This window comes from Dokdonia sp. LLG6352-1, assembly GCF_045055815.1.
Classification (GTDB): Bacteria; Bacteroidota; Bacteroidia; order Flavobacteriales; family Flavobacteriaceae; genus Dokdonia; species Dokdonia donghaensis.
In genome coordinates this window covers 1903407-1922796 of sequence record NZ_CP159329.1, presented here as the reverse complement: position 1 = coordinate 1922796, position 19390 = coordinate 1903407, and the positions used below count along the sequence as shown (strand labels likewise).

Below are 19390 nucleotides of genomic sequence, written 5' to 3'. Positions count from 1 at the left end.
GTTTTTATCACGCTTTCGCGAAAGCGCACCAAAAAACATTTTACCCCTCCTTACGTATCACATCTCTTAATAGCTCAAGTGCTTTATTAACACTCTTACCTATTACTCTCTTGCGGTGATTACCCATCATAAAGTGATGTGCAGTAACTCCTTTATCTGTGGCGATACCTATGTATACTGTACCTACCTCTGCATCACTATCACCCTTAGAAGGTCCAGCATTACCAGTGGTAGATATACCTATGTCTGATTTATAGAGACGCTTTGCGTTTACCGCCATTTGTGACGCAACCTCTGCACTTACTACAGAATGCTTGTTTATAACTGCAGGGTCTACGCCTAGTATATCAATTTTAGACTGTGTAGCATAGGTCACTAGGCTTCCTTTAAGATATTGAGATGCGCCACCGTGCTTTGTAAAACGCTCTACCATTTGACCTCCAGTACAGCTCTCTGCAATGGCTAATGTTTTATTATGATCTACAAGCAGTTTTGCAACAACTTCTTCTAGCTCTCCATCACTTTCAAACCCTACAAAAATATCGTCTATTAGTGGCAAAAGCTTTTGGGTCTGGATAGCCATTTCTTTTTCAAGCACATCTTGTTCTGGTCCAGATGTAGACAGACGTAAGCGCACTCTACCTAGTGAAGGTAAGTAGGCTAGCTTTATAGTAGCGGGCAGCTCATTTTCAAAAGCTTCTATACGCTCTGCGATAGCACTCTCTCCCATTCCATAGGTCAAGAAGGTTTTATGAAGTATGTAGGGTAACTTAAACTGCTCTTGAAGTCTTGGTAGTACTTCGTTTTCCATAAGCCCCTTCATTTCATAAGGGACTCCTGGCATTGAGATAAAGACGGTGTCTTTATCTTCAATCCACATACCAGGTGCTGTACCAAATTTATTTACAAGGATTTGTGCCTTACTAGGTACTAGTGCTTGTGTCTTATTTGCTTCAAGCATCGGTTTTTTTACATACTCCTTAAACAAGTATGTCACGTGATCAAGCACACTCTGATCAAGTAGTAGCTCATCGCTGAAGTATTCACAAAGCGTATGCTTTGTAATATCATCTTTTGTAGGACCTAGTCCCCCTGTGATTATAACAAGGTCTGTACGACTTTGTGCTGCCGCAAAAGCTTCTAAAAGATGTGCCTTATCATCTTGTATAGACGTAATCTGATATACAGAAACCCCTATTTTATTAAGAACAGAAGATATGTATGCACTATTAGTATCTACAATCTGGCCTATGAGTATCTCATCGCCTATTGTAATTATTTCTGCTTTCATCTAGAAGTCTTCTTGTAGCTCTGCAATTACTGTAGTAAGGGTATTTGTGATATCATCTAGCTTAGTCTGTATGGCAGATGTAGGCTTATTTGTATCACTCCACTTCTCCATTGCCTTAATTTGGTCTAAAAGATCTATACCAAACATATCTAAATTAGGTTTCATCTTATGCGCAAACTGATATGCCATTTTATGGTTTACATTCTCAATAGCATTTTGCATAGACTCAAGATCTGGCGGTATTTCTTGTAAGAAAGTTGAAACAATGACTGCTACAAAATCTTCATCACCACCGGCGATCTCTCTTACTTTTTCTAGATTGTAATGTCTTGACATATTATTTTACGTTTATTGAGAACATCTCTGTATCTCCTATAAATCCTTTTAACTTATCGTTTTCTTCTACGCGTGCAACGCCAGCTGGCGTACCTGTAAATATAATATCTCCTATCTTAAGTGTAAAATATTGAGAGACATAGCTTATTAAAGCATCAATTTTCCAGAGCATCTCCTTTGTAGAACCCTGCTGCACAACCTCTCCATTAGACTCTAGTCTAAATGAGATATCATCTACACTCTCAAAGTCTGATACTGGCAACCATTTGGTCCCTATAACCGCCGCACCATCAAATCCCTTTGCTTTTTCCCAAGGCAACCCTTTTTCCTTAAGCTGCGCTTGTAGATCTCTAGCGGTAAAATCTATACCGAGACCTATCTCATCATAATAGGTAGCAGCAAACTTCTCATCTATATGCTTTCCTATCTTTTTAATCTTAACAAGCACCTCAACTTCGTGATGCACATCATTAGAAAATGGTGGGATCACAAAGGGGTGTTTACTTAATAATATAGAAGAATCTGGCTTCAAAAAAACAACCGGATGCTCTGGTCTTTCATTATCTAACTCTTCTATATGCTTTGCATAATTGCGACCTATACAAATAAGTTTCATAAATTATCCTTTAGTATTAAGCTTACGTAGTTTTATTGCTGTAAGCACCTTCTTGGTATATAATGGAAAGTCTGCATTTTGAATCCACCCAAAATATCCTGGCTCTTTCTCTAGCACTTCTTCTACCTTCTTACCCTTGTGTTTTCCAAATGTAAAAATCTCTACATGATCCTTATCATACCCTATAAAACCAGCAAAATCTGCATTTCTTTTACGCGTACTAAAATCGCCTAAAAATTTCATATCGTTCTCCAGCTCATCATATCTATCTAGCTGAGATTTTAAAACCTCATAGGTTGCCCAGGTATCTGCAGATGCGCTGTGTGCATTAGTCAGATCCTTATCACAATAAAACTTGTATGCTGCAACTAGTGTGCGCTGCTCCATTTTATGAAAAATGTTTTGCACGTCTATCGCGTTGCGATTTTTCATATCAAAGTCTATGCCTGATCGCAGTAGCTCCTCAACAAGAAGCGGTATATCAAATCTGTTTGAATTAAAACCAGCAAGATCTGAGTCTTTTATAATATCATAAATCTCCTTTGCTCGCTCTGCAAAGGTAGGCTTGTCTGCCACATCTGCATCACTTATACCGTGTACTGCAGTCGTTACTGCTGGAATAGGCACCGTAGGATTTATACGCTCTGTAAACTCCTCCTCTCTTCCATCTGGAAAAACTTTAAGGATAGATATCTCTACAATCCTATCTTTTGCGACATTAACACCTGTGGTCTCAAGGTCAAAAAAACAAATGGGTCTTGTTATATTTAATTGCATTTCACAAAAATACTTGTTTATAATTACAATATTTAAACCTCTAACTATTAAAAATTTCAGAAATGTTATCTTGGTATAAGATTTGATTTCATTCTGTTATGAATATAAAATACTTAAGTCTCGTTGTTATTTTTTTCGCTTTCGCGAAAGTTTCCTTTGCCCAAACCTCGGCCTTTACTACCAAAGATGTAATAGGGACCTACACAAATGACTACAGAAAAGCGCTCATCACAAACCCCGAAGTGACTAGCCTACCTGTGCAATGGCAACTTATACTATCGCCAGATGGAACTTTTGAATACCACAACTCAAGACAATTAAAAGGACAGCCAGAAGAGCATTGGTATGCAAGAGGGCAATGGACTCTTAAAGGTAAAATAGTGTCATTTACAAGCTCACCACAAGATATAGATGATAAGTACACCATAAATCTAAACGGTTCAAAGGCGCGATTTTTTAAAAAATCACCACGCAATAACTCACCAAAACCTCAACCTACCTACATTCAGTTTTTCAAATCTGACTATGCAGTAACCAATAGCTTAAAACTTCACAAAACCAATGAATAGATTAAAACTTATATACACCGTCTTACTTACTGTGAGTATGGTATTTTTCGCGAAAGCGCAAAACACCTCCACCCCAGATGTAGAGCTCATAGAAGAAAAGCAGCCTAAGCGATGGCTTCTTTATGCCCAAAATAATACAGATCAAGAACAAGAAGCTTTTCTCATTGTACAGGGCGAAGGCTTTAGACGTAGTGCAGATAGACCGGTTATAAAAAAAATACCGCCTAATGAAAAGGTACTTATGATCACGCTAATACCGCTAAGAGGTGCCACACCTACCTATACCAAGATATTTAACTACAACAATAAGCTACAATCTATAAGCAAGCGCAATGGAGAAGACGACGAAGCTTATGTAAACATACTCCCTATTATAGCAAGTGAGTTTACGGTCTTTACAAAAGATAACTGTGACAAATGTGAAGTGCTTATTAATTACCTAAATGACAACCACCTTAAATACCGAACTCTCGTTGTATCAAAACATAAAAAAGTAGCAGATTTTATGTTTCAACATCTTAAAAGTGATGGCCACAATGGTGGTAAAGTAGGTTTACCCGTTATTATGCACAAAGGTAAAAAGAGCTATGATATAGAAGATATAGATGCTTTTATAAATAGTTATGACTGGAGCACCTTAGAATAGAAAACGACAAGTGATCTTATAAAAAAAGCGCAACCTGAGGTTGCGCTTTTTTTAATTATTGAGATAAGAGACTATTATATCTCTCTATTTACATCAAAGTTTTCTAAGTACTCTGCTACTCTCTTTACAAACTGACCTCCTAGCGCCCCATTTACCACGCGGTGATCATAAGAGTGAGATAAGAACATCTTCATACGTATACCTATAAAGTCCCCATCTGGCGTTTCTATCACTGCAGGTACTTTGCGTATAGCTCCAAGAGCAAGTATAGCAACTTGTGGCTGATTTATAATAGGTGTTCCCATTATAGATCCAAAGGTACCTACGTTAGTCACAGTATATGTCCCTCCGGCTGTATCGTCTGGTTTTAACTTACCATCACGAGCTCTACCAGCAAGATCATTTACAGATTTTGCCATTCCTACAAGGTTAAGCTGGTCTGCATTCTTTATAACCGGTACAATAAGGTTACCATCTGGTAAAGCTGCCGCCATACCTAGGTTTATATTTTTACGTTTTATAATACGATCACCATCTACTGCAATGTTTATGAGTGGGTAATCACGTATTGCTTTTGCCACTGCCTCCATAAATATAGGAGTAAATGTAAGGTTCTCACCTTCCTTCTTTGCAAATGCATCTTTATTCTTCTTACGCCAGTTCCAGATATTAGTTACGTCTGCCTCAATAAATGATTGTACGTGAGCACTGGTCTGCACAGATGCTACCATATGGTGCGATATGAGTTTACCCATACGAGTCATCTCTATCACTTCATCTTCACCATTTACACTTACTGGAGCGGCTTTTTTGGCTGGTGCGCTTTTTTGTGCTGGCTGCGGCTTAACAGCTTGTGCTGCTGGAGCGGCTTTTTGAGTACCGCGCTTTGCAAGGTATGACACCATATCATCCTTAGTCACACGACCATCCTTACCAGATCCTTGTATTGCATCAAGTTCAGACTGAGAGATTCCTTCTTGCTTTGCCATATTACGCACAAGCGGCGAGTAAAATCTATCTCCTGAACTTACTGGTGCTGCTACCGCATCTTGGGCTGCTGTTACCGTTTGAGCAACGGCCGCTGCCTCGGCAGGAGCTTCTTCTACAACCTCTTGTACAGTAGTCTCTGTAGTTGCTGCATCACCACCTTCACCATCTGTTTCTATAATAGCTATGGTTTGTCCCACTTCTATCACAGCATCTACATCAAAAAGTTTTTCGACTAGCACTCCGTCTACTTCACTAGGCACTTCACTATCTACCTTATCTGTTGCGATCTCAAGTACAGGCTCGTCTGCCTCTATGACATCTCCTACTTCTTTTAACCACGATGTAAGCGTTGCTTCTGCAACACTCTCTCCCATTTTTGGTAGCTTTAATTCAAATCTTGCCATATTCGTAAAATGTAGCTGTTTTCAATTGTTATTTTTACAAAAATAGTAATTTATTCAGTTTTATGGTGAGAATTAATCACTATTCTATTTGAAACGTGATTACCTCTCCTCTTCCTTCACTACTATTACTGCCTATCGCAAAAGTACTCTTTTTAGGTATTAGTTTATAAGAAACACCACTACTGGCGTGTGTTATAATTTCCTTAATTATTTTCTCATAGCCCGTATGCTGGGCATCAAAGAGTATTTCTTGCCCCTTCTTTGTTGCAGATAGCTTGTTTTGGGTCACTACCGTCTTATTGACACTTTGTGACAATTTTCTCTTCAGGTCATCATTATTAGACAGCAGTATATACTCTTTAATTTTTTGATGATCTTTTATGACCGTCTGGTTTTTAAAATGAGTAATCCAAGACTTGGCTTTTGCAACGCCTAAACCTAGACGTACTAGGGTTTGTTGTAATACATTTTTATACAAATGCTTATCGTAGAACAACTGCATTGCTCCATAAAAACGCTTTCTATAACGTTTATCTTTTACAGTACTTTCTCCCTTAAAGTGTATAATAGCAGTATCCCCAAGGTAATAATTTACATAACCCGCTTGCAATACGGTATACGAGAGGTCTATATCTTCACCATACATAAAATAACGCTCGTCAAAACCGCCTACCTCTGTATAAACTGTGCGAGGCATAAACATAAAAGCACCTACAAGTACAGATACTTTTCCAGTTTGAGTATTTTTAAGGTGTGAAGCATAATAATGTCTAGCATCACCTATCATCTTATTGAGCGATACTTTAAGTGTAGGGACGTTTCTTTTACTTTCTGGTAAAAATCTACCGGTTCCGTCCACCAGTTTTACTCCTATGATGCCTAACTTTTGTTGCGCTTTCGCGAAAGCGTATACATCATTAAACGTGTTTTCACCCACTACCGTATCTGGATTGAGAATACAGACATACTCGCCTTGAGCTACAGCTACACCTTGATTATTTGCTTTAGAAAACCCTACATTATCTTTATTTGCAATAAGAATAACTTGAGGAAACAGGTCTCTTACCATTGCCGCACTACCATCAATAGATGCATTATCTACGACTATAATCTCTGCATCTAGATTTTGTATGCTAGCAGTAACACTATCTAAACAGAGATGTAGATAGTCTTTTACATTATAGTTTACAATGACAATAGATAATTGCAAGCAGGATTTTTTAAAGTGAGTATTCTATAAACTTTCTAACTCTTTAAGGAATTTTCGAAAGGTATGCGATGTAAGATACTTCTTCCTAGGGTAACCTCATCTGCATACTCAAGTTCATCACCTACAGAAATACCACGGGCAATAGTAGAGGCCTTAATGTCATAAGCTTCCAGTTGTCTGTAAATATAAAAGTTTGTAGTATCCCCTTCCATCGTGGAGCTCAATGCAAATATCACCTCCTTTACCTCTCCGCTTTTTGCCTTGTCTATGAGGGAGTAAATATTAAGATCTTGTGGACCTACACCATCCAGCGGACTAATCTTTCCGCCCAGCACGTGGTACAAACCACGATACTGGCTTGTATTTTCAATAGCCATCACGTCTCTTACATCTTCTACCACACAAACTAATGATGCATCCCTATTAGGGTTAGCACAAATCTCGCATAACTCTACATCAGATATATTATGGCATTTTTTACAAAACTTGATGGTGTCTCGCATCGTGTTAAGTGCCTCAGTAAGATGGTGCGTCTGGCTCTCTGGCTGCCTTAATAAATGCAGCACAAGTCGCAAGGCTGTGCGCTTACCAACTCCCGGGAGTTGAGACATCTCATAGACTGCGTTTTCAAGAAGTTTTGAAGAGAATTCCATAGGTTACAAAGATACTTCTTTAGAAAATAAGTAGTAGGCTCGGGACAATAGCCGTCCTTTAATTTTTATCCTCTAGTAATGGCACAAATCTAAACTCTCCATACTCTTTCTTTTCAAAAGAGGTTGCAGAGGTTCTTATATAGCGATGCATTATTTGCGGGTCGTCGCCTACGGGTATCACAAGCTTTCCTCCTATCTTGAGTTGTGCCAGTAATGGTTTAGGTACAAATGGTGCTCCGGCAGTTACAATAATGCTATCAAAAGGTGCATATTCTGGTAATCCTTTATAGCCATCTCCAAAACTTAGATAACGAGGTCTGTATCCCAGCTTTGTGAGAAATAATTTTGTCTTTTTATATAACTCCTGCTGGCGCTCTATAGAATATACTTTTGCACCAAGCTCACACAATACCGCTGTTTGGTACCCGCTACCCGTACCTATTTCTAGTACATTGTGTCCTTTTTCTATCTCTAGCAACTCACTCTGAAAAGCTACCGTATAAGGCTGAGAGATGGTTTGATCTGCCGCAATAGGAAACGCTTTATCTTGGTAAGCGTGATGCTCAAAACTGCTATCCATAAAAAAGTGACGTGGTATTTTACCTATAGCCTTAAGTACTAGACTATTTGTAATGCCCTTATCTTTTAATATTTGTACGAGTTGGCGGCGTTTTCCTTGGTGGCGAGTAGTGTCTTTCATCGGTTACTAAAATAGTTTTTTTACAATAAAACTCACTCTCAATCATAAATGATTTATCAAGAGCACCCAATTTTATTTTCAAAATCAATGCTACCAGCTGCTTACTTAAAATCTTCACACCCTAAAATCAGGACATCATAAAAGCAACTAAAAACCTTATTTTTGTAAAAAACAATATACTATGCTCAAAGCTGGCGTTCTAGGTGCAGGCCACTTAGGAAAAATACACTTAAAACTTCTTAAACTATCAGAAAACTATGAACTGGTAGGCTTTTATGACACCTCAAAAGAGGTACGTGACGCCATATCAACAGAGTTTGGCTACGTAGCATTTGATAGCGAAGAAGCACTTATAGACGCCTGTGATATGGTAGATGTTGTAACGCCAACAACATATCACTTCACAAGTGCCGAAAAAGTAATTAAAGCTGGTAAACATCTCTTTATAGAAAAACCTATCACAAGTACGGTAGAAGAAGCAGAGCAATTACTCGCCCTGGCAATGGAGCATAATGTGCTAGGACAGGTAGGTCAAGTAGAGCGTTTTAACCCAGCATTTATGGCGGTAAATGAAGGTATAAAGAGCCCTATGTTTATAGAAGCGCATAGACTTGCAGAATTTAACCCTAGAGGTACAGATGTGCCTGTTGTGTTAGACCTTATGATACACGACATAGATGCAATATTAAGCGTTGTACAAAGCCCTGTAAAAAGTGTAAACGCTAGCGGTGTCTCTGTTATATCTGAAACACCAGATATTGCAAACGCACGCATCGAGTTTGAAAACGGCTGTGTGGCAAACCTCACTTCTAGCCGCATCTCTATGAAAAATATGCGCAAGGCTCGTTTCTTTCAAAAAGACGCCTACATCTCTGTAGACTTTTTAGAGAAAAAAGTAGAAGTTGTAAAAATGAAGGATGCACCAGAAAATCCAGATGATTTTGCGATGATTCTTCAAAATGCAGAGGGGCTCAAAAAGCAAATATATTTTGACAATCCAGAGGTACCTAGCAATAATGCAATACTTGATGAGCTAGACGCTTTCGCGAAAGCAATAAAAAACAACACCACTCCTATCGTCTCACTTGAGGCAGGTACAGAGGCACTGCGCGTAGCCAAAATGATTATCGCAGATTTTTAAACACACATATTCAAACACACACCCTTTCCCACTGGGGAAAGACACTAAGCATCACAATTATGAAAAACATAGCAGTTATAGGAGCAGGAACAATGGGTAATGGTATTGCTCACACTTTTGCTCAAAGCGGTTACAAAGTACAGCTTGTAGACATCTCACAAGAATCACTAGATAGAGGGATGAACACCATCTCAAAAAACCTAGATAGAATGGTTGCAAAAGAGCGTATCACTGCCATAGAAAAGCAACAAACGCTAGATAATATCACCACTTTTACTAACCTAGAAGAAGGTGTAGAATATGCTGGACTTGTAGTAGAGGCTGCTACAGAAAACGTAGATCTTAAACTCAGAATTTTTGAATCACTAGATGAAGCTACTGGTGATGACTGTATCCTTGCCACAAATACCTCTTCTATCTCAATCACACAGATTGCGGCAGTCACAAAAAGACCTGAACTCGTTATAGGGATGCATTTTATGAACCCTGTGCCTATTATGAAGCTTGTTGAAATCATAAGAGGATACTCTACTAGTGATGCAACTACGCAAACTATTATGGAGCTTTCTGAAAAGCTAGGCAAGGTACCTGTAGAGGTAAATGACTATCCAGGTTTTGTAGCAAACCGCATCCTTATGCCTATGATTAATGAGGCTATTGAGACTTTATATAATGGTGTAGCTGGCGTTTATGAAATAGACACCGTGATGAAGCTAGGTATGGCGCACCCTATGGGACCATTACAACTAGCAGATTTTATAGGTCTTGACGTATGTCTATCTATACTTGAAGTAATGTATGAAGGTTTTAAAAACCCTAAGTACGCACCGTGCCCATTACTAGTAAATATGGTACGTGCAGGAAAGTATGGAGTTAAGTCTGGCGAAGGTTTTTATGATTATAAAAAATCACGCAAGGCAGATAAGGTAGCCGCAATGTTTTCATAATACTACACAACTAAGATACGCATCATATTATGGCAAAAATCTCCCCCTTCTGCGCTGTGCGACCTACAAGAGACAAAGTAGGTCTAGTAGCCACACGTGCATATCAATTTTATGATCAAGAGGGGCGAGATCATCGTATGGCACGTAATCCGTTTTCTTTTTTGCACATTATAAATCCTGGATATAAATTCCACAAAGAGATTACAGGTAAACAGCGATTTGAGCTTGTACGTAATAGATATCAAGAGTTTAAAGAAGATGGCATTTTTATAAAAGAAAATAAACCTGCTTTTTACATATATAAGATTGTAGATAGAGACCAGAACACCTTTCACGGTATTGTGGCAAGTGCCTCTGTAGAAGACTATAAAAATGATGTCATAAAAAAGCACGAAGACACCCTGCAAGATCGTGAACTACTCTTTAAAGACTATCTTGAGACGGTAGGGTTTAATGCAGAGGCTGTATTACTCACCTATCAAGATGACTCTAGCATAAAAGCAATATTGCAAGATGTAATGAGTACACGTGCAGAGTATGAGTTTACAACCACATACCGGGACACACATTACTTGTGGCCTGTTACAGATAACTCAACTATAACAGCACTTCAAGAAGCCTTTGAGCAACTAGGTGATCTTTATATTGCAGATGGGCATCATCGCTCCTCCTCCTCTGCACTACTCTCAGAGGGACATCCAGAGCATCAAGAGACATACCATCACTTTATGAGCTTTTTAATTCCAGAGTCTGAGTTGCTTATTTATGAGTTTAATAGACTTATAAAAGACCTTAACGGTCTTACTAAAGAAGCTTTCCTTATAGCATTAGACAGCCATTTTAGAATTCAAAACAGAGGAAAACTACCCTATAGACCATCTAAGAAATACCACTTTAGTATGTATCTAGATGGTGAGTACTACAGTCTGTATTTACGTCATAAACTTAGAACTTTTGACACACCCCTTGAGCGACTAGATACTCAAATATTATATGAGACTGTGTTAAAACCTATTTTAGGCATAACAGATTTACGCAATGACAAGCGTATAGAATATATAGACGGGAGACGTGATATTGCGAGTCTTACAGACCGTGTAGACAGTAAGGAGTTTGTTGTGAGTTTTGGAATGCTTCCTATCACCATAGAAGACTTAAAAGAAATTGCAGACGCAGGGCTTAAAATGCCACCAAAAAGTACGTATATTGAACCTAAACTACGCAGCGGCGTCACGATTTACGAATTTTAATGAGTATAGCAGATAATATATTACGCTTTCGCGAAAGCATCCCACCACACGTAACACTTGTAGCGGTTTCAAAAACAAAACCCGTAGCAGATCTTATGGAAGCCTATGAGACTGGACAACGCATTTTTGGAGAAAATAAAATCCAAGAAATGACCGAAAAGTGGGAAGAAATGCCAAAAGATATACAATGGCATATGATAGGTCACGTACAGACTAATAAGGTCAAGTTTATGGCCCCCTTTGTAAGTCTTGTGCACGCGGTAGACCGTATAAAGCTCCTCAAAGAAATTAATAAACAAGCCCTTGCAAATGATCGTGTGATAGATGTACTTATACAGGTAAAAATTGCGCGAGAAGATTCAAAATTTGGTATGGCGGTAGATGATGTTATCTCGCTTTTTCAATCCAAAGAGCTTGACAACTATCCTAATGTAAACGTAGTAGGCCTTATGGGTATGGCAACCTTTACAGATGATCAACGGCAGGTACAGGCAGAATTTGAACTGCTTGAAGGATTATTTTTACGCTTTCGCGAAAGCGCAAATCTCACCATTTTATCATCAGGTATGAGTGGTGATTATAAACTAGCCATAGATAACGGCAGCACAATGATACGTGTGGGGAGTAGTATTTTTGGCGCTAGATAGCCATTATACACACAACAATTTAATTATAGTACTCGTTTTACGAGCAAAACAATAGACTTATTTACGCAATACTAGACATAGAAACCACCGGTGGAAAATACAACGAAGAAGGTATTACGGAGATAGCTATTTATAAATTTGACGGGCAGACAGTTGTTGATGAGTTTGTCACCCTTGTAAACCCAGAGCGACCTATACAAGCTTTTGTAGTAGGTCTTACGGGTATAAATAATGAAATGTTACGCAATGCGCCAAAATTTCACGAAGTTGCAAAGCGCATAATAGAAATCACCGAGGGTTGTACCATTGTTGCTCACAATGCACAATTTGACTACCGCATACTTAGTCTAGAATTTGATAGGTTAGGATATCACTTTGATAGAACAACACTCTGTACCGTTGAGCTATCACAAGAGCTCTTACCGGGGCACGACAGTTACAGCTTAGGAAAACTCACAAAGGCATTAGGTATTTCAATGTCTAATCGTCACCGTGCAGATGGCGACGCGATTGCTACTGTAAAACTCTTTGAACTACTACTATCAAAAGATCCAGAGCAAATAGTTTTTAAAAAAGCGACGCGCTCTTTTCCTAAAAAGCATATGGATACTAAGCTCAAGGAGCTTATAAAATCTGTTCCTTCTGAGACTGGAGTGTACTTTATGCATAATGTAAATGAGACCATTATTTACATTGGGAAAAGTAAAAATATGAAGAAGCGGCTTACCCAGCATTTTACAAACGACAACCGCAAAAGTAAAAAAATACAAGACGAAGTTGAGAGTGTCACTTTTATACAAACGGGAAGTGAACTTCTAGCATTACTTAAAGAGAACGATGCTATAAAATACTATAAACCTAAGTATAATAGAGCCCTAAGACGCACAAAATTTAAGGTACAACTTACACACTTTACAGACCAGCAAGGTTACATACATCTTAAGACAGAACGTGCAGATGGACGTAAGGAGTCTATTACTACCTATAGCAATACAATGAGTGCAAAGAGTAGTCTGGAACGTATTATTGCTGCCTACAACCTGTGTATGAATAAAACACAGTTTAACTCAAAATCTGGTAGTTGTTTTAATTATGGGATTGAAAAGTGTAATGGTGCCTGTGTAGAAAAAGAAGATCCAGCTTCATATAACAAGCGAGTACAACAATTTATAGATAAGCATAGCTATAAAAACAAGAGTATGATTATCACAGATCGTGGTCGTAAGTCTAATGAGCGCTCTTTTGTATTAATAGAAAATGGAAAATTTAAAGGAATAGGTTTTTATGATCGCAACAATGATATAAGCAATCTTGACTATTTAAACACTATTATAGAGCCTATGTCTGATAATAGAGATGCAAAGCATATTATACAAACGTATGCTAGAAGTCGCAAGCGATTAAAGGTGATTGCCCTAGAGCATATTTCAAACTCATAGATAAGTAGTACATTTATCACATAATAGGCACAACAAACAGTGACAAAAGACAGTACATCACCCTGGCGTAGAAAACTTCACGATATTATTTATGAGGCAGATACGCCTGCCGGAAAGTTATTTGACGTAGTATTACTCATACTTATACTTGCAAGTATTGCTCTGGTAATGCTTGAGAGTGTAAAAAGCATTGACGCAAGATTTCACGATTATTTTGAGATAGGAGAATGGATTATCACGATATTCTTCACACTAGAATATTTTGCTAGAATAGTTACTATCAAAAAACCTAGCACTTATATTTTTAGCTTCTACGGTCTTATAGACTTCTTCTCTACTATACCGCAATATCTAGCTTTTTTCTTTATAGGCTCAAATGCGCTATTAACCGTAAGAGCACTGCGCTTGCTTAGGGTCTTCAGAATTTTAAAGATTACAAGATATGTAGGTGAGTCTAATAAATTATCTAGAGCTCTTAAAGACTCTAGAGCAAAGATTAGTATATTTTTATTTGCTGTGCTTATACTTTGTATCATAGCTGGTACAATTATGTATATGGTAGAAGGAGAAGAAAGTGGCTTTACAAGTATACCTGTAAGTGTATATTGGTGTATAGTTACCCTTACTACGGTAGGTTTTGGAGATATTGCACCTGTGACACCTCTTGGGCAATTTATAGCTGCCCTTATTATGATTTTAGGTTATGGGATTATCGCTGTACCAACAGGAATCGTAAGCGCAGAGTATGCAAAGGATATGGAACCTTCTAAAGTTACAATAGATGGTGAAGACTATGTACATATGAATACACAGTGCTGCCAAAATTGTAATGCAAAGAAGCATCGTGATGATGCAGAGTTTTGTCATAAATGCGGTAACTCTCTTGATCGTGACTTCTAAGTATCTTATTGCCATTGTAGGCCCTACCGCTATAGGTAAAACGGCTCTATCTATAAAGGTTGCTCAGCATTTTAATACAGAGATTCTCTCTGCAGATAGCAGGCAATTTTTTAAGGAAATGTACATAGGTACAGCTGTACCAGAGCCAGAAGAACTTGCAGCGGCGCCCCATCACTTTATACAACACTTATCTGTAGATGAACCGTACAGTGTAGGCCATTTTGAAAAAGATGCGATACAAAAGATTACAACCTTGCACAAAACGCACAATAAACTCGTTATGGTAGGTGGTTCCGGAATGTATGTAGACGCTGTCATAAATGGTCTTGATGAATTTCCAGAGGTAAAACCTGGCGTGAGAGAAGATCTTAAAACTTTACTAGCAACAGACGGAAAAATAGCTCTACAAAAACTTCTTAAAGAAAAAGATCCCATCTATTATTCTCAAGTAGACATAGATAATACACAACGAGTGATTAGAGCACTTGAGGTCTGCCTATCATCTGGGGAGGCATTTTCATCTTTTAGAGATAAACCTAGACCTACCCGTGATTTTCAAACCATTAAAATAGGCCTTAAGGCAGACCGTGAGATTATGTACGATCGCATTAATAGACGTGCAGATATTATGGTTGAAAATGGACTCGTTGAGGAGGTAGAAAGTTTGCTTTCGCGAAAGCAAAATAATGCACTTATCACTGTGGGTTACAGAGAGCTTTTTGAATATTTTGAAGGTAAGGTGACCCTAGAGCGCGCCATAGAAAATATAAAAACAAACACCCGAAGATTTGCCAAAAGACAAATGACCTGGTACCGAAAAGATACGAGTATACACTGGTTTGATTTTGAAACTCCTTTTGAAGAAATCGCTTCATTTTTAAACAAGAAAACGCACCACTCATAAAAGTGGTACGTTTTATAAATTCACTAATATCTTTTAGATATTAAATGCTTACTCGTCTTTCTTAACCACTAGACGGAAACCTTCTCCGTGTATATTAAGAATCTCAACAACGTCATCTTTCTTTAAGTACTTACGTAGTTTTGCGATGTATACATCCATACTACGTGAAGTAAAGTAGTTATCATCTCTCCAGATCTTTGTAAGTGCTAGCTCACGCGGCATAAGGTCATTCTCGTGTAGGGCAAGCATACGTAATAACTCATTCTCCTTAGGAGATAATTTTATAGGCTCTTCTTCTTTATATGTTAAGAAACGCAACTTAGAGTTAAGGTGGAAGTTCCCTATGTTAAACTCAAACTGCTTAGAGTCTGCAACAGAGTCTACAGCTTTGCGCTGTATGATTGCCTTAATTTTCATAAGTAAGACCTCACTATCAAAAGGTTTATTAAGGTAATCATCTGCTCCTACTTTATACCCTTTAAGAACATCTTCTTTAAGCGCTTTTGCCGTTAAGAAGATAATAGGAATTTCTTCGTTCTTCTCTCTTATCTCTTTTGCCAGTGTAAATCCATCTTTGTAAGGCATCATCACGTCTAAGATACATAGATCGTAATCATCTTTTTTGAATTTTTCAAAACCTTCCATTCCATTCTTTGCGTGAGTGACATCATAGTCATTCATCATAAGGTAATCCTTAAGAACAGTTCCAAAGTTTGGATCATCCTCTACTAGTAAAATCTTTTTGTTTTCAGTTTCCATATTATAATGATATTAGTGGTAATTTGATTATGAATGTGCTCCCCATTCCTTTTTCGCTTTCGACAGAGATTTCACCTTGGTGATCATCTACTATTCGTTTTGCATATGCAAGCCCTAAGCCGTGGCCTTTTACGTTATGTATATCTCCCGTGTGCTCACGATAAAATTTATCAAATACTTTTTTCTGCACAGTTTTAGACATTCCATCACCTTTGTCTTTTATCTTTATGACAATGGAGTCTTTTGTGTTTTCTGTATAAACATCTATTTCTGGCGCTCTATCTTCTGGTGTATACTTTACAGCATTATCCATTATATTGACTAACACATTTGTAAAATGTGACTCATTTGCTAGCACTGGTGTGCGCTCTGCGTCAAGGTGAAGATTAATATAACCTCCTCGATCTTCTACTAGCAGCAATATATGGTTACTTGCATCTTCTACAAGCTCGTGCATATCGAGACGCTCTTTATTAATGTCTAATTCGTTTTTCTCTAGTTTAGATATGCGCAGTACATTTTCTACTTGTCCGTGCATACGTTTATTTTCTTCTCTTATAAGACCTTGATAGTATGCTACTTTTTCTGGACTGCTTGAAATTTTTGAATTTTTTAAAGCATCTAGCGCTAGGTTTATAGTAGCGATAGGTGTTTTAAACTCGTGGGTCATATTATTTATAAAATCTGTCTTAATCTGTGATATCTGTCGTTGCTTATTGAGCTGATGTAATGCACTTGAGTAGGCGATCACTATTATAAGTGTAAAAATTATAGACAACCCTGCCATTCCTAATATAGAAGAGATAACAAACTTCTTCTCACCAGGAAACTGAACATATAATGAGTAATCACTTACGTCTTTATCGTATAGAAATATAGGCTCGCTATATCCCGGTGCAGACTTTCTAAACTTAAAATCTTTAGATCGTACTCTTGTTAATAGATCATTACTATATACTCCAAATTCAAAATCTGTTTCTAGATTACGCTCTACAAGCTCTATGGTAAGAAGTTTACTTATTTCCTCCTCTGTAACACGATTATGTATAGGAATTCTATTTGCTATATCGCTTACAATTCCAGAAAATTGGTATTTCTCGTAATCGAGCAATCTAGAAAATTCTTGTATTCTATTTGATGTTGAACTTTCATTACCGTCTACACTGCCCCTTTTTATAATTTGAGTAGATCTTCTGTTTGCATATCTTTTAAACTCTATACTATCACCTTCTTCTCCTGTAACTCCTGGCGCTGTGATTTTAAAATCTTCCTGTAAAATGCCGCTGCTATATAAAGTAATCTCATTATTTACGAGATCTTCATTAATGTAAAAGTATTCTTCAAAAGACAACTCGTCTGGAAGCCCAATACTATCTACCATTTTCTGTACCGGATAATAGTAATCCTCTAGTTCTCGGTTTTCTATTCTATCTACCACAGCAGATAGTGCTTGCCTAGCGTTAAAGCTAAATTGCTCACGCTTAGCATCTACACTACTAGAAATCCAATAGCCTTGTACAAATATGATACCTATGAGCGACAAGCTCATAAGCACAATTAATAAGTAAAATAGTTTTTTATTCACTACCCAAAAATAAGATTTTAACATTTCAGGCGGTTTCGGTTTAACCAAATGTTAACAAGCGGTAGTTATGCTATGCCCAACCCTTATCTAGACGCACCATAATATGAGTGTGAATGCGTGATACAGCGTTTTTTGCTTCTTCGAGTTTTATATTTTCTACGACAACATCTGCCATTGCAGCCTTACGATCATCAGACCATTGCGCTTTCATTCTCTTAATTACCTCATTTTCGGTCGTACCGTCTCTTTTTATAGTACGAGCGATACGCTCTTTTAAAGGAGCCGTTACGAGTATGGTAAAGTCACATAAATTATATCCCCCGTTTTCAAATAAAATTGCAGCTTCTTGCATAACGTATGGTGCATTTTGAGCTGCAACCCAGTCTTGAAAATGATTTCTAACCGCAGGGTGTACAATTGCATTAAGACTAGACAACATTTTTTTTGAATTAAACACCTTACTCGCTATATAAGGCCTATTAAGTAAACCTTCCCTATATGCTTCTTCTCCAAAAAGGTTAATGATCTCCCTTTGCAATTCCTTGCTTGTGTTCATAAGGAGTTTTGCCTCATCATCTGAAATATAAACAGGTATTCCTAATTCTTTAAAAAAACCTGCAATCGTCGTTTTACCGCTTCCTATGCCGCCTGTAATACCTACTACTATCATAACTAATTAATTACAATAAACTTTACTTGCTTGTTTATAAGTCTCGCAACTTTTACGGTAGCAGGTGCCTTTGCTATTTTGAGCGGTAAATAAGCATCATTATCTGTAGCGTTTTCATAATCACAGGTAACAAGGAAATCTGACGGGGTGATTTTATCAAAATTTTCGAGTTCTACTATATAGCTTACTTCTGCAGTTTTGGGCAAAATTTTAACCTGAGTATCTAGATCATTGAGTATGGTAATAGGCACTACTATTTTACCCTCTGTATACTTAGCCACATCTTGTACCACATTTACCGCAGTTTGTGACAACCGCACATCTTGTGGCAGCTCTTGAGTAGATAGTGCTACTTCTTGCGCTATCTTTTTATCTACCTCCATTAGTTCTTTTCCTATTGTAAAAACTTCTTTGATTGATGTTATAGAAGTCGCTGGACCCACTATGGTAATACTATCTGGCTCGATACGTAGTTTACTTTTTGCTCCATAACCTGTTTTATAAGAAACGGCAACATTAGATTGTACGGGGATACGCTTTGACGCTACAGAATCTACAGCTATACGTATTTGAGGAGGAACGATTGCAAGTACAGCTCCTTCATTATCTACAACTTGTTTTTGTGAAAGTGATCTAGCCGTTACTGTATATTCATACATATGAGACTCTACGCTCTGTAGCTCTGTAAAAGACACTTTTAATGTAGGCTCCTCTATAGCATTTGTAAGTAAGGAGAAACCAGAACCTTCTGCACTTACTTTTACATAGCTAGGTGTTAACTCTTGGATCGTTCGGTCTATGGGGACATCTACCACTTCTATGGCTACCTCAAATTGCGTTTTATATGTTTTAGATAATTTTATGAGGCCAGCAATGATAGTAGTAAACAGCAAGAAGAATAAAAACTCTCTTGCACTCACGCTGTTTATTTTAATTCCTCTCAACATATACGGTGG

21 protein-coding genes are annotated in these 19390 nt (G+C 37.8%); 9 read left to right on the top strand and 12 right to left on the bottom strand.

The genetic code is table 11. The features are described from left to right. Positions 1-40: 40 nt before the first annotated feature. The 4 genes from ABVM49_RS08650 to ABVM49_RS08635 are packed head-to-tail and all read right to left on the bottom strand — an operon-like array spanning position 41 to position 3020. Positions 41-1291 (bottom strand): competence/damage-inducible protein A, encoded by a 1251-nt coding sequence (locus ABVM49_RS08650; protein ID WP_405201524.1) that lies wholly within the window; start codon positions 1289-1291, stop codon positions 41-43. Beyond that, positions 1292-1627 (bottom strand): Hpt domain-containing protein, encoded by a 336-nt coding sequence (locus ABVM49_RS08645; protein WP_021778441.1) that lies wholly within the window; start codon positions 1625-1627, stop codon positions 1292-1294. It lies immediately after the preceding gene. Between the two features lies 1 nt (position 1628). After that, entirely contained in the window at positions 1629-2243 is a 615-nt protein-coding gene (locus ABVM49_RS08640) for a fumarylacetoacetate hydrolase family protein (protein ID WP_405201523.1), read from the bottom strand. A gap of 3 nt (positions 2244-2246) precedes the next feature. After that, positions 2247-3020: an exonuclease domain-containing protein gene (locus ABVM49_RS08635; protein WP_405201522.1), complete on the bottom strand. Its 774-nt coding sequence runs from the start codon at positions 3018-3020 to the stop codon at positions 2247-2249. 98 nt (positions 3021-3118) lie between these two features. On the opposite strand from ABVM49_RS08635, the gene ABVM49_RS08630 reads away from it, so the two are divergent. Next, on the top strand, positions 3119-3589 hold the full coding sequence (locus ABVM49_RS08630; protein ID WP_405201521.1) for a hypothetical protein: 471 nt from the start codon (positions 3119-3121) through the stop codon (positions 3587-3589). After that, positions 3582-4235, top strand: coding sequence for a hypothetical protein (locus ABVM49_RS08625; protein WP_405201519.1), 654 nt, complete (start codon positions 3582-3584; stop codon positions 4233-4235). The genes ABVM49_RS08630 and ABVM49_RS08625 overlap by 8 nt, the downstream gene beginning before the upstream one ends. Positions 4236-4309: 74 nt before the next feature. Here ABVM49_RS08625 and ABVM49_RS08620 read toward each other — a convergent pair whose 3' ends face one another. From ABVM49_RS08620 to ABVM49_RS08605, 4 genes are all read right to left on the bottom strand, one after another. Then, the gene (locus ABVM49_RS08620; RefSeq protein WP_405201517.1) at positions 4310-5629 is read right to left on the bottom strand and encodes a dihydrolipoamide acetyltransferase family protein; all 1320 of its coding nucleotides are present in this window, start codon (positions 5627-5629) and stop codon (positions 4310-4312) included. Between the two features lie 79 nt (positions 5630-5708). Then, a complete protein-coding gene (locus tag ABVM49_RS08615) occupies positions 5709-6839 on the bottom strand; it encodes a glycosyltransferase family 2 protein (RefSeq protein WP_405201516.1) in 1131 nt (376 codons plus the stop codon). A gap of 35 nt (positions 6840-6874) precedes the next feature. Continuing rightward, a complete protein-coding gene (gene recR / locus ABVM49_RS08610) occupies positions 6875-7492 on the bottom strand; it encodes a recombination mediator RecR (protein WP_405201515.1) in 618 nt (205 codons plus the stop codon). A 58-nt stretch (positions 7493-7550) separates the two neighbouring features. Next, the gene (locus ABVM49_RS08605) at positions 7551-8192 is read right to left on the bottom strand and encodes a protein-L-isoaspartate(D-aspartate) O-methyltransferase (RefSeq protein WP_405201514.1); all 642 of its coding nucleotides are present in this window, start codon (positions 8190-8192) and stop codon (positions 7551-7553) included. 181 nt (positions 8193-8373) lie between these two features. Here ABVM49_RS08605 and ABVM49_RS08600 point away from each other — a divergent pair, with 181 nt between their 5' ends. From ABVM49_RS08600 to miaA, 7 genes are read left to right on the top strand one after another with little or no spacing between them, the layout of a single operon-like run. Continuing rightward, positions 8374-9333 carry a Gfo/Idh/MocA family protein gene (locus tag ABVM49_RS08600; RefSeq protein ID WP_405201513.1) on the top strand — a complete coding sequence of 320 codons (960 nt, stop codon included), beginning with the start codon at positions 8374-8376 and terminating at the stop codon, positions 9331-9333. 59 nt (positions 9334-9392) lie between these two features. Next, positions 9393-10280, top strand: coding sequence for a 3-hydroxyacyl-CoA dehydrogenase family protein (locus ABVM49_RS08595; RefSeq protein WP_405201512.1), 888 nt, complete (start codon positions 9393-9395; stop codon positions 10278-10280). A gap of 29 nt (positions 10281-10309) precedes the next feature. Beyond that, positions 10310-11530, top strand: coding sequence for a DUF1015 domain-containing protein (locus ABVM49_RS08590; protein WP_405201511.1), 1221 nt, complete (start codon positions 10310-10312; stop codon positions 11528-11530). Beyond that, positions 11530-12177, top strand: coding sequence for a YggS family pyridoxal phosphate-dependent enzyme (locus ABVM49_RS08585; protein WP_405201510.1), 648 nt, complete (start codon positions 11530-11532; stop codon positions 12175-12177). Before ABVM49_RS08590 ends, ABVM49_RS08585 begins: the two co-directional genes overlap by 1 nt. Before the next feature lie 59 nt (positions 12178-12236). Beyond that, on the top strand, positions 12237-13616 hold the full coding sequence (locus ABVM49_RS08580; RefSeq protein ID WP_405203668.1) for an exonuclease domain-containing protein: 1380 nt from the start codon (positions 12237-12239) through the stop codon (positions 13614-13616). A gap of 39 nt (positions 13617-13655) precedes the next feature. Beyond that, positions 13656-14516, top strand: a complete 861-nt coding sequence (locus ABVM49_RS08575) for an ion transporter (RefSeq protein ID WP_375251940.1) — start codon at positions 13656-13658, stop codon at positions 14514-14516. After that, entirely contained in the window at positions 14467-15420 is a 954-nt protein-coding gene (gene miaA / locus ABVM49_RS08570) for a tRNA (adenosine(37)-N6)-dimethylallyltransferase MiaA (protein WP_405203667.1), read from the top strand. The genes ABVM49_RS08575 and miaA overlap by 50 nt, the downstream gene beginning before the upstream one ends. A 48-nt stretch (positions 15421-15468) precedes the next feature. Here the strand turns inward: miaA and ABVM49_RS08565 are convergent, their stop codons facing one another. The 4 genes from ABVM49_RS08565 to ABVM49_RS08550 all read right to left on the bottom strand — a co-directional run bounded on the left by ABVM49_RS08565 (position 15469) and on the right by ABVM49_RS08550 (position 19381). Then, on the bottom strand, positions 15469-16179 hold the full coding sequence (locus ABVM49_RS08565) for a response regulator transcription factor (protein WP_021778425.1): 711 nt from the start codon (positions 16177-16179) through the stop codon (positions 15469-15471). A 1-nt stretch (position 16180) separates the two neighbouring features. Beyond that, positions 16181-17764 (bottom strand): sensor histidine kinase, encoded by a 1584-nt coding sequence (locus ABVM49_RS08560; protein WP_405201509.1) that lies wholly within the window; start codon positions 17762-17764, stop codon positions 16181-16183. A gap of 70 nt (positions 17765-17834) precedes the next feature. Further along, the gene (gene coaE / locus ABVM49_RS08555; RefSeq protein ID WP_405201508.1) at positions 17835-18434 is read right to left on the bottom strand and encodes a dephospho-CoA kinase; all 600 of its coding nucleotides are present in this window, start codon (positions 18432-18434) and stop codon (positions 17835-17837) included. Between the two features lie 2 nt (positions 18435-18436). Then, the gene (locus ABVM49_RS08550; RefSeq protein WP_405201507.1) at positions 18437-19381 is read right to left on the bottom strand and encodes a hypothetical protein; all 945 of its coding nucleotides are present in this window, start codon (positions 19379-19381) and stop codon (positions 18437-18439) included. Positions 19382-19390: the final 9 nt, after the last annotated feature.